The sequence below is a fragment of the Streptomyces sp. NPDC029138 genome (assembly GCF_055564375.1).
In genome coordinates, this window is record NZ_JBVHWM010000016.1 from 108696 (window position 1) to 122822 (window position 14127).

14 protein-coding genes are annotated in these 14127 nt (G+C 72.6%); 7 read left to right on the forward strand and 7 right to left on the reverse strand.

Going from position 1 to position 14127, the window contains the following annotated elements:
* The first annotated feature begins 39 nt into the window (after nt 1-39).
* The 3 genes from ACZ4WH_RS16565 to hemC all read left to right on the forward strand — a co-directional run bounded on the left by ACZ4WH_RS16565 (nt 40) and on the right by hemC (nt 4658).
* Nucleotides 40-1512 (forward strand): MFS transporter, encoded by a 1473-nt coding sequence (locus ACZ4WH_RS16565; RefSeq protein ID WP_468180890.1) that lies wholly within the window; start codon nt 40-42, stop codon nt 1510-1512.
* A 1205-nt stretch (nt 1513-2717) separates the two neighbouring features.
* Nucleotides 2718-3698, forward strand: a complete 981-nt coding sequence (locus ACZ4WH_RS16570; protein ID WP_468180924.1) for an ATP-dependent DNA ligase — start codon at nt 2718-2720, stop codon at nt 3696-3698.
* 18 nt (nt 3699-3716) lie between these two features.
* Nucleotides 3717-4658, forward strand: a complete 942-nt coding sequence (gene hemC / locus ACZ4WH_RS16575) for a hydroxymethylbilane synthase (RefSeq protein ID WP_468180892.1) — start codon at nt 3717-3719, stop codon at nt 4656-4658.
* Nucleotides 4659-4689: 31 nt separating this feature from the next.
* On the opposite strand, the gene ACZ4WH_RS16580 is transcribed toward hemC, so the two are convergent.
* The 4 genes from ACZ4WH_RS16580 to ACZ4WH_RS16595 form a co-directional block, all read right to left on the reverse strand.
* The gene (locus ACZ4WH_RS16580; protein ID WP_392057156.1) at nt 4690-5214 is read right to left on the reverse strand and encodes a hypothetical protein; all 525 of its coding nucleotides are present in this window, start codon (nt 5212-5214) and stop codon (nt 4690-4692) included.
* 190 nt (nt 5215-5404) lie between these two features.
* A complete protein-coding gene (locus ACZ4WH_RS16585; protein ID WP_468180895.1) occupies nt 5405-6265 on the reverse strand; it encodes an ABC transporter permease in 861 nt (286 codons plus the stop codon).
* Nucleotides 6225-7127, reverse strand: a complete 903-nt coding sequence (locus ACZ4WH_RS16590) for an ABC transporter ATP-binding protein (protein WP_468180897.1) — start codon at nt 7125-7127, stop codon at nt 6225-6227. The genes ACZ4WH_RS16585 and ACZ4WH_RS16590 overlap by 41 nt, the downstream gene beginning before the upstream one ends.
* A complete protein-coding gene (locus ACZ4WH_RS16595; RefSeq protein WP_468180899.1) occupies nt 7124-7579 on the reverse strand; it encodes a MarR family winged helix-turn-helix transcriptional regulator in 456 nt (151 codons plus the stop codon). The genes ACZ4WH_RS16590 and ACZ4WH_RS16595 overlap by 4 nt, the downstream gene beginning before the upstream one ends.
* A 274-nt stretch (nt 7580-7853) precedes the next feature.
* Between ACZ4WH_RS16595 and ACZ4WH_RS16600 the strand changes: the two genes are divergently transcribed.
* Complete coding sequence (locus ACZ4WH_RS16600) at nt 7854-8651, forward strand: RNA polymerase sigma factor SigF (protein ID WP_468180901.1); 798 nt, start codon at nt 7854-7856, stop codon at nt 8649-8651.
* 68 nt (nt 8652-8719) lie between these two features.
* On the opposite strand, the gene ACZ4WH_RS16605 is transcribed toward ACZ4WH_RS16600, so the two are convergent.
* A complete protein-coding gene (locus ACZ4WH_RS16605) occupies nt 8720-9034 on the reverse strand; it encodes an ANTAR domain-containing protein (RefSeq protein WP_468180903.1) in 315 nt (104 codons plus the stop codon).
* 128 nt (nt 9035-9162) lie between these two features.
* On the opposite strand from ACZ4WH_RS16605, the gene ACZ4WH_RS16610 reads away from it, so the two are divergent.
* On the forward strand, nt 9163-9972 hold the full coding sequence (locus ACZ4WH_RS16610) for a VOC family protein (RefSeq protein ID WP_468180905.1): 810 nt from the start codon (nt 9163-9165) through the stop codon (nt 9970-9972).
* On the opposite strand, the gene glgX is transcribed toward ACZ4WH_RS16610, so the two are convergent.
* Together glgX and ACZ4WH_RS16620 are read right to left on the reverse strand one after the other, a co-directional pair.
* On the reverse strand, nt 9944-12130 hold the full coding sequence (glgX, locus tag ACZ4WH_RS16615) for a glycogen debranching protein GlgX (RefSeq protein WP_468180907.1): 2187 nt from the start codon (nt 12128-12130) through the stop codon (nt 9944-9946). The two genes, ACZ4WH_RS16610 and glgX, sit on opposite strands and share 29 nt — an antisense overlap.
* Nucleotides 12127-12639 carry a pep a2 gene (locus ACZ4WH_RS16620; RefSeq protein ID WP_468180909.1) on the reverse strand — a complete coding sequence of 171 codons (513 nt, stop codon included), beginning with the start codon at nt 12637-12639 and terminating at the stop codon, nt 12127-12129. Before ACZ4WH_RS16620 ends, glgX begins: the two co-directional genes overlap by 4 nt.
* A 304-nt stretch (nt 12640-12943) precedes the next feature.
* Here ACZ4WH_RS16620 and ACZ4WH_RS16625 point away from each other — a divergent pair, with 304 nt between their 5' ends.
* Together ACZ4WH_RS16625 and ACZ4WH_RS16630 are read left to right on the forward strand one after the other, a co-directional pair.
* A complete protein-coding gene (locus tag ACZ4WH_RS16625; RefSeq protein WP_030641557.1) occupies nt 12944-13243 on the forward strand; it encodes a DUF5133 domain-containing protein in 300 nt (99 codons plus the stop codon).
* 108 nt (nt 13244-13351) lie between these two features.
* A partial coding sequence (locus ACZ4WH_RS16630) for a maltotransferase domain-containing protein (protein ID WP_468180912.1) occupies nt 13352-14127 on the forward strand: 776 nt, incomplete at its 3' end.

A 14127-nucleotide genomic window follows, 5' to 3' on the forward strand; every position in this document is an offset into this window, starting at 1 on the left:
GGCTCTTCCGCGCTCCCTTGTTCCCCGGAAGGTTCTCCTATGTCCGACGCCCCCGCCCGGCCCGCCGAGGCCGGCCGCTCCGCTCCGGCCCGGCCGGGTGCCGTGGTCGCGGTGCTGGCCCTGGCCGGTATCACCGTGTCGCTGATGCAGACCCTGGTGATCCCGATCGTCCCGGAGCTGCCCGGCTATCTGCACGCCTCGGCGTCCGACGCCGCGTGGGCGGTCACGGCCACGCTGCTGGCCGCCGCCGTCGCCACCCCGGTGGCCGGCCGGCTCGGCGACATGTTCGGCAAGCGGCGCCTGCTGCTGGTCAGCCTCGTGCTGCTGGTGGCCGGCTCGGTGGTGTGCGCGCTCAGCGACGCGCTCGTCCCGATGATCGTCGGCCGTTCGCTCCAGGGGCTCGCCGCCGCCGTGGTGCCGCTGGGCATCAGCATCATGCGCGACGAGCTGCCGCCGGAGAAGCTGGCCGGCTCCACCGCGCTGATGAGCGCCTCGCTGGGCGTCGGCGGCGCGCTCGGGCTGCCCGCCGCGGCCTTCATCGCGGACCACTTCGACTGGCATGTGCTGTTCTGGACGTCCGCGAGCCTCGGCGTCGTCGCGTTCCTGTGCGTGCTGAGCCTGGTGCCGGAGTCCAGCGTGCGCACCGGTGGGCGCTTCGACCTGGCCGGCGCGCTCGGCATGGCCGTCGGTCTGGTCTCCCTGCTGCTGGCCGTCTCCAAGGGGGCCGACTGGGGCTGGGGCAGCGGCACCACCCTGGGTCTGTTCGCGCTCGCCGTCGTGGTCCTGCTGGCGTGGGGCCTGTTCGAACTGCGCACTGCCCAGCCGCTGGTCGACCTGCGCACCACGGCCCGCCGCCAGGTGCTGTTCACCAACCTGGCCTCCATCGCGTTCGGCTTCTCGATGTTCGCGATGTCCCTGGTGCTGCCGCAGCTCCTCCAGCTGCCGACGCAGACGGGCTACGGGCTCGGCAGGTCCATGCTCACCGTCGGCCTGGTGATGGCCCCGCAGGGCCTGGTGATGATGGCCATGGCGCCCGTCTCCGCCATGATCACCAAGTCCCGGGGGCCGAAGATCACGCTCATGATCGGAGCGGTCATCGTCGCCGCCGGGTACGCGCTCAACATCGCGCTGATGAGCGAGGTCTGGCACCTGGTCCTGGTCTCCTGCGTCATCGGCGCGGGCGTCGGCTTCGCCTACGGCGCCATGCCCGCGCTGATCATGGGCGCGGTCCCGCCGTCGGAGACGGCCGCCGCGAACAGCCTGAACACGCTGATGCGGTCCATCGGCACGTCGGTGGCCAGCGCGGTCGCGGGCGTGATCCTGGCCCAGATGACGATCAGCCTGGGCGGCCACGCGCTGCCGTCCGAGAACGGCTTCAAGGCGGTCATGGCACTCGGCGCGGGCGCGGCGGCCCTCGCCTTCGTCCTCGCCTCGTTCCTCCCCCGCCACCGCCCCGACACGCCGATCCCGACACCGGCAACCCCGGAACCGTCGGCCGAACGGGTCGCCTGAACGGAACTCCACCGGCCGAGCGGACCACATCGCCCGGCTGAGCCGGCCTCGTCACCCGCCCGGCAGCCCGGAAACCATCGCCCGAACGGGTCACCTGGGCGGGACTCCATCGGCCGAGCGGACCCCGTCGGCCGGACGAGCCGACTGAGCGGACCCCGTCACCCCGCCCAGCGGCCCCGGAACCGTCGCCCGAACGGGTCACCTGGGCGGGACCCCGTCGGCCGAGCGGACCCCTCGGCCGAACCGCTCGCCTGGGCGGGACCCGCCGTCCCGCCCGGCAGCCCCCGTCCGGGACGACCCTCAACGGCCCCACCCGCCGCACCGGACCGGCCCCATGCCGTAAAAAACCGCCCACCCAGCCGACACTGGGCCCGCACAGCGCGGGCCCAGTGCGGCACACCGGCCCGTCCCGACCGACGCGCCCCCACCCCGCCGACCAAACGGCTCGGCCCAGCCGCCACCGGCTGCGCGCGGCGCCCGCCCGGCGCCCCCTAGACGCCCCATCCCGGCCGACGGCGGACCCCACCGCGCCAACCCGGTGCCGCACACCGCCCGTCCCAACCGGTACGCCCCCCCCCACACCGCCCCATACGGCCGCCGGACCCGCATCGCACCGGCACGTGCCATCCGACCATCACGGCCGGCACACCTCCCGCCGTTCCCACCCAGCGCCCCATCCCGGCCGACACGGGTCCCACCGCGCCGCCCCAGTGCCGCGCCCCGGCCCATGCCGCACGCCCCCGCCGCGCCGACCAAGCGCCCCGTCCAGCCGACACGGCCCGCACCGCCCCGCCCCAGTGCCGCGCGCCCGGCCCATCCGGCTGCCCCCACCGCGCCGACCCAGCACCCCATCCCCGCCCACACGGGCCCGCACCGGCCCCACCCGGTGCCGCACCCCGCCCATCCCAGCCAGCGCACGCCCCCACCGCACCGACCCAGCACCCCATCCCCGCCCACACGGGCCCGCACCGGCCCCACCCAGTGCCGCACCCCGCCCATCCCAGCCAGCGCACGCCCCCACCGCACCGACCCAGCACCCCATCCCCGCCCACACGGGCCCGCACCGGCCCCACCCGGTGCCGCACCCCGCCCGTCCCGGCCGGGTAGACCCCCGTGCCGCCCCCGTCGCGGGACCGTTCAGGGGAACCCGGGGTGAAAGGGGCGTGGCGGTGGTGGGGGTGGTCGAGATTTCTGCCGTGACCGCCGTGACCCTGCCGCTCATCCCGCCGATGCTGGCGACGCCCGGCACGCTGCCGCCCGCCGCGCAGGACGCGCGGTGGGCGTACGAGACCAAGCAGGACGGACAGCGGGTCATGGTCTACCTCCCCGGTGACGGCACCGTTCTGCTGCGTGCCCGCTCGGGGGAGGACATCACCGGGGCCTACCCCGAGCTACGGCCGCTCGGCGGGGCGCTCGGCACCACCCCCGCCGTGCTGGACGGCGAGGTGCTGGCCCTGGACGAGCATGGCCGGGCCGACTTCCAGCTCCTCCAGAGCCGGATGGGCCTCGCGCACGCCCCCGCGCGGGCGGCGCGCCGGGCCGCCCAGGTCCCGGTGCACCTGGTGCTGTTCGACCTGCCCTATCTGGAGGAGCCCCTGGTCCGGCTGCCGTACGTACGGCGGCGGGCCCGGTTGGAGGAGCTGGGGCTCGCCGGTCCGTACTGGTCGACGCCGGGCGCGGTGACCGGGCACGGCGCCGAGGCGCTCGCCGCGACCAGGGAACACCGCCTGGAGGGCCTGGTGTGCAAGCGGCTGGACTCGGTGTACGAGCCCGGCGTGCGCTCCCGCGCCTGGATCAAGATCCGGAACATGCGGGCCGAGGACGTGATCGTCGGCGGCTGGCTGCCCGGCAAGGGGCGGCTGACCGGACTGCCCGGCGCGGTGCTGGTCGGCCAGCGCGACCCGGACGGCCGGCTGCGCTACGTCGGCGGGGTCGGCACCGGCTGGAGCGAGACCGAGCGCAGCCAGCTCGCGGAGCTGCTGCGGGACGCTGCGAGCGACCGGTGCCCCTTCGATCCCGTGCCGCGCGTCCCCGGCGCCCGCTGGGTGCTGCCCCGGCTGGTGGGCGAGGTCAGCTACAGCACCCGCACCCGGAACGGCATGCTGCGCCAGCCTTCCTGGCTGCGGCTGCGCCCGGATCTCACCCCGGAGGAGTCGGCGGCGGACCTGCCCGAGGAATTCGGCTGAGGCCGGTGGGTCTATCGTGTGCGCATGCCGGTTCCCGAACTGATCCGAATCGTCTCCCGCGACTCTCCCATGGCCCTGGCGCAAGTCGAGCGGGTCCGCGCCGAGTTGGCGGTGCTGCACCCGGGCGTGCGCACCGCGGTCGTACCGGTGAAGACCACCGGTGACAAGTGGCTCGGCGATCTCTCCCAGGTCGAGGGCAAGGGGGCGTTCACCAAGGAGGTGGACGCCGCCCTGCTGGCCGGGGAGGCGGATCTCGCGGTGCACTGCGTCAAGGACGTGCCCGCCGACCGGCCGCTGCCGGCCGGGACCGTGTTCGCCGCGTTCCTCAAGCGGGACGACATCCGGGACGCGCTGGTGCACCCGGACGGGCTCACCCTGGACGAGCTGCCGGCCGGCACCCGGATCGGCACCTCCGCGGTGCGCCGCATCGCCCAACTGGCCGCCACCCATCCGCATCTGGAGTGCGTGCCCTTCCGGGGCAACGCCAACCGCCGGCTGGAGAAGCTGGCCGCCGGCGAGGCGGACGCGCTGCTGCTGGCGGTGTCCGGCCTGGAGCGCATCGGGCGGACGGACGTGATCAGCGAGGTGCTGTCCCCGGAGACGATGATGCCGCCGATCGGCGCGGGCATCCTCGCCCTACAGTGCCGGGAGGACGACAGCGAGCTGATCGACGCGGTCAGCGGGCTCGGCGACCCGGCCACCCACCGGGAGGCGACGGCCGAGCGGATGTTCCTGCATGTGCTCCAGGGACACTGCAACAGCCCCATCGCCGGGTACGCGCGCGTGGACCGGAGCGGCGAACTCTCCCTGCGGGCCTGCGTCTTCACCCCGGACGGCAAGACCCGGCTGAACGCCCACGAGTGGGCGGGCCGGCTCGATCCGGCCACGCTCGGCACCTCGGTCGCGGTGGCGCTGCTGCGGCAGGGCGCACGCGAGATCATCGACGGCATCCCGCACTGAGCGTCGTACGACGCCCCACGCGGGGCGCTCGTCAGGCGGAACCGGGCTCGGTCTGGTCCCTCAGGAACGCGCTGACCTGGTGGGCCAGGCTGCCCTGCCCGGTGCCGGCGGGTGCGGCCGGCGCGGTCGGCTCCACGATGCCGATGCCGCCCGCCCACAGCCGGCGGTCGGCCCACTCGTCCTCCACCCGCAGCTGCACCTGCACGTCCACGTGTGTGAGGGCGGCCTCGGGTGCGGCGGCGTAGAGGACGGCGGTGGCCCGGCGCAGCGGGTAGACGTCGAAGCCCTCGATGAACTGGGAGTTGCGCCAGTCGATGAAGGCGCCCTCGCCGTCCGGGCCGACGCGGACGTCGATCTGACCGTCCTCCAGATGGATGCCGTAGTGCCGCGCGCCGCGGTTCTCCACGGTCACCCGGACGCTGAAGTACGTCAGCCCGGCGGCGGCGTCGTCCCGTCCGCGCGGCGGCTCGGCCGGCTCCAGGCGGTGGACGCGGACCCGCAGACCGGCATGCTCCTCGTACTCCTGCCAGTCCCCGACCACGTTCGGCTCGTACACAGTGCCCCTCTCGACCTTCGAGAGCTGCTGTCTATCTGTGCGCTCAGCGCACTGTCAAATGAGCGGAATGCGCTGTGGCCAGGGGATTCGCCCGCTTTGATCGGTGATCAAGCGCTGCCCAGGAAGAATCCGTATCCGGCCCCTCCCGGCCGGGTACGCGCGCGTGCCGCACATCACGTCCGCGGCAAGATCAGCGGGCCAGCCGGCCGAGCAACGCGGAGGCCGCGGTGATGCCCAGGGCGGCGGCCACCGCCAGCACCCCGAAGTCGGCGGCGAGATGCGCGGGCGTACCGAGCAGCAGACCCCGCAGCGCGTCGACTTGATAGCTCAGCGGGTTGACCTTGCTGACGGCCTGCAAACAGCCCGGCATCACCGACACGGGGTAGAGGGCGTTGGAGCCGAAGAACAGCGGCATGGTGATCGCCTGCCCGAAGCCCATCAGCCGGTCGCGGCTGAGCACGATCCCGGCGATGGTCATCGACAGGCAGGAGAAGAACACGGAGGCCAGGACCACCGCGAGGGCGACGCCGAGCAGCTTCAGCGGGTTCCAGGTGAGGGCGACGCCGAACAGCGCGGCGATCACGATCACGACGACCGCCTGGACCAGCGACTTCACCCCGGCCGCGAACGCCTTGCCGGTGATCAGGGCCGAGCGCGGGGTCGGGGTGACGAGCAGCTTGTTCAGGATGCCCGCGTCCCGCTCCCAGATGATCTGGATGCCGTAGAAGATCGCGATGAACATCGCCGACTGGGCGATGATGCCGGGCGCCAGATAGTCGATGTACGGGACCCCGCCGGTGGGTATCGCCCGGATGCGGGTGAAGGTCTGGCCGAAGATCAGCAGCCACAGGGCGGGCTGGACGGCGCGGGTGTACAGCTCGGTCCGGTCGTGGCGCAGCTTCTGGAGTTCGACGGCGCACAGGGCGATCACCCGGGCGGGCAGCAGCCGCCAGCCGGCGCGCGGCACGGGCGGGGTGAGCAGCAGGGCGGTGCCCTCTCCGGGAGTGGCGTCAGCCGACGCGGTGGGCGGTGCGGCGGGTGCTTCGGACATCGCGGAAACCTCCTCCGGAGTGGTCGTCGAGGCCACTGCCGGCGACGTCGCGGAAGACGTCCTCCAGCGTGGGCAGGCGGTCGGTGCCCTGCCGCTCGGCGAGGCCCCGGCGCAGCGCCGCCGGGGTGCCGAGGGCGCGGACCCGGCCGCGGTGCATGAGGCCGACCCGGTCGCAGTACTGGTCGGCCTCGTCCATGTAATGGGTGGTGACCAGGACGGTCATGCCGGTGGCGGCGCGTACGGCGTTGATGTGCTCCCAGACGCCGGTGCGGGCGATCGGGTCCAGGCCGATGGTGGGCTCGTCGAGGATCAGCAGGCGAGGCGCGCTGACCAGGGCCTGGGCGAGTTCGAGGCGGCGGACCATGCCGCCGGAGTAGGTGCCGGCCAGCCGGTCGGCGGCGTCGGTGAGACCGACGGCGGCGAGGGCCTGGGTGACGCGTGCGGCGCGCTCGCGGCGCGGCACGTCGAAGACCCGGGCGAACAGGGCGACGTTCTCCCGGCCGGTGAGCCCACTGTCGGCGGAGAGCTGCTGCGGGACGTAGCCGAGCAGCCGGCGCACCGCCATGCGCTCCTTGGCGGCGTCGTGCCCGAACACGCGGACCATGCCGGCGGGGACGGGGAGAAGTGTGGTGATGCACCGGATGGCGGTGGTCTTGCCGGCCCCGTTGGGCCCGAGCAACCCGAACACCTCGCCCTTCCGGACGGCCAGATCGAGTCCGTCGACGGCACGGGTCTCGCCGAAGGCGTAGGCGAGCCCGGTACAGGAGACGGCTTCGACGGAGCCGCAGGCTTCGGCGTCGGATGTGCCAGTGGTCTCCGACGTGCTGGGCGTCTGCGATGCGTCGGGCATGTCGCTCGTCATGTCTCCTCGGCCTCCTCATGCAGCATGACGGCCAGCCTGCGCAGGGCCGGAAGGGCCGTGCGCAGGGCCTCGCGGTCGGCCTCGCCGAGCCGGGAGACGTGCCGGCCGACGAGTTCCGTCCGGCGGCGCCGCCAGTCCGCGAGCCGCCGCTCGGCGGCCCCGGTCAGCAGCAGGCGGGCGGCCCGCCGGTCGGCCGGGTCGGTCTCGCGGACCAGATAGCCGTCCCGGACGAGCTGGTTGACCAGGGTCGACACGGAATTGCCTGCCAGGTGCAGCTGACGGGCCGCGTCCGAGATGCCGATGCCGGGCCGGGACTCGACCAGCCGCAGCAGTTCGACCTCGGCTCCGCGCAGCCGGGGGGCTGTGAGCCCGCCGCGCAGCCGGCGCCGGGTCAGCCGCTGGATGCGCACCAGCGCGTCGGCCAGTTCCTCCGGAAAGGTGTCGGCGTCCACGTTCGGAGATTACCTCTGTTACAGAGGTATCGCTTCCCAAGCGACGGTCAAGAACACCTCGGCCAGCTGGTCAGGAACACCTCGACCAACTCCACCTATATGTACTTATTTGTTTTGAGATGTCCGTCAGCGGGAATGGGCACATCAGTGCTTCGGACAGGAGGCACGTCCGTGGGAGCCGGCTCTCGCCGGACGCCCCGGTGTCCTATCCATGGTCCGAGCGCACCTCCCACGGTGTCTGTCCATCCAGCACCTGCTGAGAGAGGTGCGCGCGATGCGTGTCACTGGCAGCACGAAACCCCATCCACACGATGACGCCCCGGACACCAGCAGCGCTTTCGAGCGGCTCGCCGGGCTGCCCGACGGTCCCGAGCGCCAGGCGCTGCGGGACGAGCTGGTCCGGTTGTGGCTGCCCATGGCCGAGCGGATCGCCGTACGGTTCCGCGGCCGTGGCGAGGCCCTGGAGGACCTGTACCAGGTGGCCGCGCTGGGCCTGGTCAAGGCCGTCGACCACTACGACCCCGAGCGCGGCCGGGCCTTCGAGGCGTACGCGGTGCCCACGATCACCGGGGAGATCAAGCGCCACTTCCGCGACCACATGTGGACCCTGCATGTGCCGCGCCGGGTGCAGGACCTGCGCAACCGGGTCCGCGCCGCCACGAAGGAGCTGGCGCAGACCACGCCGGGCCGGGCACCCACCGTCGCCGAGATCGCCGCGTTCACACGGCTCAGCGAGGACGAGGTGCGCACCGGCATGGAGGCGCTGGAGTGTTTCTCCGCGCTGTCCCTGGACGCCGAGGTGGCCGGCACGGACGGCTACGCCCTCGGCGACTCGCTGGGCTGCCCGGACCCGGGGTACGACCTCGTCGTGGACCGGGCCGCGGTCAGGCCGTGTCTGGAGGCGCTGCCCGAGCGTGAACGCACCATCCTCTACCTGCGGTTCTTCCGCGGTATGACGCAGAGCCGGATCGCCCAGCAGCTGGGTATCTCGCAGATGCACGTCTCGCGGCTGCTCAGCGGCTGCTTCGACCGGCTGCGCGAGGAACTCCTCGCGGAGGCCCGCGCCCGCTGACGGCCCGCGCCCGCTGACGAACCCCTTGATCCCGGGCCCGGGAAACACTGTTCCCCGGGCCCGGGAGCCTACTGTTCCTCGGACCCCGGCACCTGGGTGGGGCCGTACCGGTCCAGCGCGTCCTCCAGCTCCGCCCTGATCTCGGCGGGGATGTCGCCGCGCCGCCCCCAGATCAGGATCAGCTCCGCGATGTTGCGCAGCTTGATGTTGGTGTGCTGGGAGACCTCCTTCAGCACCTGCCATCCCTGGTCCGGGGTCACCCGGGCGAGGGCCACGACCATCCCGATCGCCTGGTCGACCACCGCGTGGGAGGTCACGGCCTCCTTCAGCTGGTCGACCTCCGCCTGTAGCGCGGCGATCCGGTCCGGCTCGATCTCTCCCATCCCTCCATCGTGCGCAGGGGGCTGGACCCCCGCCACCCGGGGTACCCGACAGGCAGCCCACCCGCTTCCGGTTGGACACTGGTGCCAGACCGGTGGCCGCCCGGCCCCGAGAGCAGGACGCGACTGCCATGAACCACGACACCCTCACCGGCGGCGAACCACGCAGAAAAGAAGTCGTCTCCACCCACTCCGTCTTCGGGGCGCCGTGCTGGGTGAGCCTGACCAGCCGCGATCTCCAGGCCACCCAGGACTTCTACGCGGCCGTCCTCGGCTGGCGCTGGCGAGGCGCCAAGCTCGGCGAGCATTTCCGGGTCGCCCTGGCGAACGGGGTCCCGGTGGCCGGGATCGCCGCCGTCGCCTCCATGTGGCAGATGGCGGTGGCCTGGACGCCGTACTTCGCCGTGCCGGACGCGGACGTGGCCGTGTCCCGGGTCCGGGAGCGCGGCGGCACGTCGGCGGTCGGGCCGCTGTCCTTCCCGCCGGGCCGGGCGGCGCTCCTCGCCGACCGGGACGGGGCCACCTTCGGGATCTGGCAGGGCGAACTCGTCGGCAACTGGGAGGCGTGGCGGCAGGCGGCACCGACCTTCGTCCGGCTGCACACCCGGGACGCCTTCGACGCCGCGATCTTCTACGGCGAGGTCCTGGACTGGGCGAGCGGGCTGCCGGGCTGCTGCGAGGTGGAGTACAAGGGTGGCGAGGTGGTGCTGCGCAGCCGCGGTGACATCGTGGCGCGCATCGACTCGGGCGCGGTGGAGGCGGCCCCGGACCCGTCGGTACGGCCGCACTGGCAGATCCACTTCGCGGTGAGCGATGTGCCGGGCTGCGCCCGCGCGGCGGAGAAACACGGCGGCAGCGTGCTGCGCGAGGAGGACACCGAGGCGATCCTGCGCGACCCGGACGGTGCGCAGTTCACGGTGACGTCCCGCCGGAGCCGGTGAAGCCGACCCCCTGGAAGCCGGCGGCACGCGAGGGACGCGACAGCAGGACCAGGCCGCGCGCCTCGACGCGCACCTTCGTGCCCGCCTTGCGTTCGCGTTCGTCCGGGAGGCCCTCGGGGTCGGCGGTGTCGATGAGGGTGGTCCAGCGTTCGCCGAAGGAGTCGTCGGGCAGGCGGAAGACGACCGGCTCCCAGTAAGCGTTGACGAGCAGCAGGAACGAGTCGTCGACCATCCGCCGGCCGTAGGAGTCGCGCTCGGCGATGGCGTCCCCGTTGAGGAACACGCCGACCGTGTGCGCGTCGCCGCGCTGCCAGTCCCGGTCGGTCATCTCGCGGGCGTCGGGCCGCAGCCACATCAGGTCGGGCAGCGGCTGCTTGGCGCGGGTCGCGGTCTCGCCGCGGAAGAAGCGGCGCCGGCGCAGCACCGGGTGCGCGGCCCGCAGGGCGATCAGACGCCGGGTGAACTCGGCGAGGGCGCGCTGCTCGTCGGTCAGGTCCCAGTCCACCCAGGAGATCTCGTTGTCCTGACAGTAGGCGTTGTTGTTCCCCCGCTGGGTGCGGCCGAGTTCGTCGCCGTGACAGAGCATCGGGATGCCCTGCGAGAGCAGCAGTGTGGCCAGCAGGTTGCGCTGCTGACGGGCGCGCAGTTCGAGTACGGCCGGGTCGTCGGTATCGCCCTCCACCCCGCAGTTCCAGGACCGGTTGTGGCTCTCGCCGTCCCGGTTCTCCTCTCCGTTCGCCTCGTTGTGCTTGTCGTTGTACGACACCAGGTCGCGCAGGGTGAAACCGTCGTGCGCGGTGACGAAGTTGACGCTCGCGCGCGGCCGGCGCCGGCTGTGCTGGTAGAGGTCGGAGGAGCCGGTGAGCCGGGAGGCGAACTCGCCGAGCGAGCCGGGCTCGGCCCGCCAGAAGTCCCGTACGGCGTCCCGGTACTTGCCGTTCCACTCCGACCACAGCGGCGGGAAGTTCCCCACCTGGTAGCCGCCCTCGCCGACGTCCCAGGGCTCGGCGATGAGCTTGACCCGGCTGATGACGGGGTCCTGCTGGATCAGGTCGAAGAACGCCGAGAGCCGGTCCACCTCGTGGAACTGCCGGGCCAGCGTGGCCGCGAGGTCGAAGCGGAAGCCGTCGACGTGCATCTCGGTGACCCAGTACCGCAGCGAGTCCATGATCAGCTGAAGGACGTAGGGGTGCCGCATCAGCAGGCTGTTGCCGGTGCCGGTGGTGTCGTAGTAGTGCGCCCAGTCGCCGTCGACCAGACGGTAGTAGGAGGCGTTGTCGATGCCCCGGAAGGACAGCGTGGGGCCCCGTTCGTTGCCCTCGGCGGTGTGGTTGTAGACCACGTCCAGGATGACTTCGAGCCCGGCCGCGTGCAGTGCCTTCACCATGGCCTTGAACTCGTTGACCTGCTGGCCGCGGCTGCCGAAGGCGGCGTAGGCGTTGTGCGGGGCGAAGAAGCCGATGGTGTTGTAGCCCCAGTAGTTGGACAGGCCGCGGTCCTGGAGCACGCCGTCCTGGACGAACTGGTGCACCGGCATCAGCTCGACGGCGGTCACGCCGAGCGAGGTGAGGTGCTCGATCACGGCGGGGTGCGCGAGGCCCGCGTAGGTGCCGCGCAGCCGCTCGGGGACGTCCGGGTGGGTCATGGTCAGGCCGCGCACATGGGCCTCGTAGATCACCGAGTCGGCGTACGGCGTCCGGGGCGGGCGGTCGTCGCCCCAGTCGAAGAACGGGTCGGTGACCACACCCAGCATGGAGTGACCCGCGCTGTCGGCCGGGGCGGGGCCGTCCGGGGCGCGCTCGTACAGGGAGGCGTGGTTGTCGATCTGGCCGTCCACGGCGCGGGCGTACGGGTCGAGCAGCAGCTTGGCCGGATTGCAGCGGTGGCCGAGCGCCGGCTGCCAGGGGCCGTGCACCCGGTAGCCGTAGCGCTGGCCGGGGCCCACACCCGGCAGGTAGGCGTGCCACACGAAGCCGTCGACCTCGTGCAGCGGGACGGGGGTCATGGTGCCGGCGTCGTCGACGAGGATCAGCTCCACGCGCTCGGCGACCTCGCTGAACAGGGCGAAGTTGGTGCCCTGTCCGTCGAACGCGGCACCCAACGGGTAGGGGTGCCCGCTCCACACGGGCACCCCTTTGCGGCTCTTGCGGGCGGTCACCGGCTGCCCTCCAGGGCGTCGTCCCTGGCGGGCGCCGGCCCGGCCAGCACGGCCACGGGCTCCTCGCGCGGCACCGTGAGGCCCTCCCGGAGAGTGGGCGCGGGGGCGGTGGGCACCAGCGGGACGCGCTGGCCGGCGCGGGCGCGCTGCGAGAACCAGATGATCTTGCTGCCGGTGTCCGAGGCGCAGCAGCCCCAGCCGTCGCTCATCGCGGCGATGTCCGCCAGGCAGGACCGCAGGTCCAGGTCCGGGCGCAGATCCGGGTCGTCGTCACCGAAGGCGGTGATGAGGTGCTGGCCGTTCCACCACATCTCGATCGAGGTGTGCTTGTCCGTCGCGTGCTCGTCGATCGCCCGCAGCAGCAGTTCGGCGCCGCGGCAGACGGGGTCCACCAGGTTCTCGAGGTCCCAGTAGCGGAGATGGGCGGCCAGGATGCGGCTGACCTGTCCCACCCGTTCCGGGCTGACTTCCACGTCGAGGTGGTAGTAGCAGGGCACTGCGGTCTTCATCGTCGCTTGCTCCTCACCGGCGAAGCTCTCGCTCCCCTCGCCCTGTCCGGGAGGGATCCCGGACACATAGCGTGAGCGCTGATCGCTTCTGAGTCACCTCCACGGTGACGCCACTACGCCATTCGTGCAACACGAGCACCCGACACCCCAACTGGTTGAAGCTCCAACAAGACGCTGCGTCGTCGCGCGTGCACCATAAGTGAAAGCCTCGATCGCCGTAACGGTGCCGCGCCCTCCCGTGCGCGGACACCACCCGACCGTCGGGAACGCGCCCAGTCGAGAGCGTGGAAGGTGAATGAGGGCCATGCTGCTACCCGCCAAGGCCGAAGTGGCCCGGCAGTTGCGGCGGTACCGGGCGTGGGAGCGCGTGATGCTCGCCTCGCCCCACGACCGCACGGTCCGGGCCACCTTCGAGGATTCGGGTTACACGCTGTGCGTGCTGATGGGCAAACGCTGCGCCCGCGAGGCCGCGGACGCCGCCGAGCGCTATCTCCGCACGAACCTGGTCACCTACCTGCGCGAGCAGGACGGACGGCCGCAGCCGCGCCGGGCGGCCAGAAGAGCGCCGCCACCGGAGCGGCGTTCCACGGCGCCAAGCCCCTGACCTGGCACCGTACAAGGCGTTCCTCTCGGACCGGCGCGCGTCGGCCCGACTTTCGGATCGCGGAGCCGGGCCGGGTGCCCGGCTCCGCGCACGGCGGAGGTGAGATACATGCGCAGGACCCCGGCCATCGGCCGTGTACCGGTACGTGACGTCCGGCCGGCCGTGGAGTGCGGCAGGCGCCCGGCGAAAGCGGTGGCCGGGGAGACCTTCGAGGTCACGGCCACCGTGTTCCGCGAAGGGCACGATGCCGTGGGGGCGAACGTGGTCCTGCGCGATCCCAAGGGCCGCCGGGGCCCCTGGACACCGATGCGGGAGCTGTCCCCGGGCAGCGACCGGTGGGGTGCGGAGATCACCCCGGACACGACGGGCCGTTGGACCTTCCGGGTGGAGGCCTGGAGCCATCCGCTGGCGACATGGCGGCACACCGCGTCCGTGAAGGTGCCGGCCGGGATCGACACCGGCCTGGTCCTGGAGGCGGGTGCCGAGCTGTACGAGCGGGCCGCCGCCGGAGTGCCCAAGGGCCCCGAGCGCGCCCTGGTCCTGGCCGCCGCGCACGCCCTCGGCGACGACTCCCTGTCGGTGCACGACCGTCTGAAGGCGGCACTGTCCCCGGAGGTCGAGGCATTGCTGGCCCGGTATCCGCTGCGCGAGCTGGTCACCGCCTCCGATGCGATGCCGTTGCTGGTGGAGCGCGAACGCGCGCTGTACGGCTCGTGGTACGAGTTCTTTCCCCGCTCGGAGGGCACCAAGGAGCAGCCGCACGGCACGTTCCGTACGGCCGCGCGCAGACTGAAGCCGATCGCGGAGATGGGCTTCGACGTCGTCTACCTGCCGCCCATCCACCCCATCGGCACGACGTTCCGCAAGGGCCGCAACAACACGCT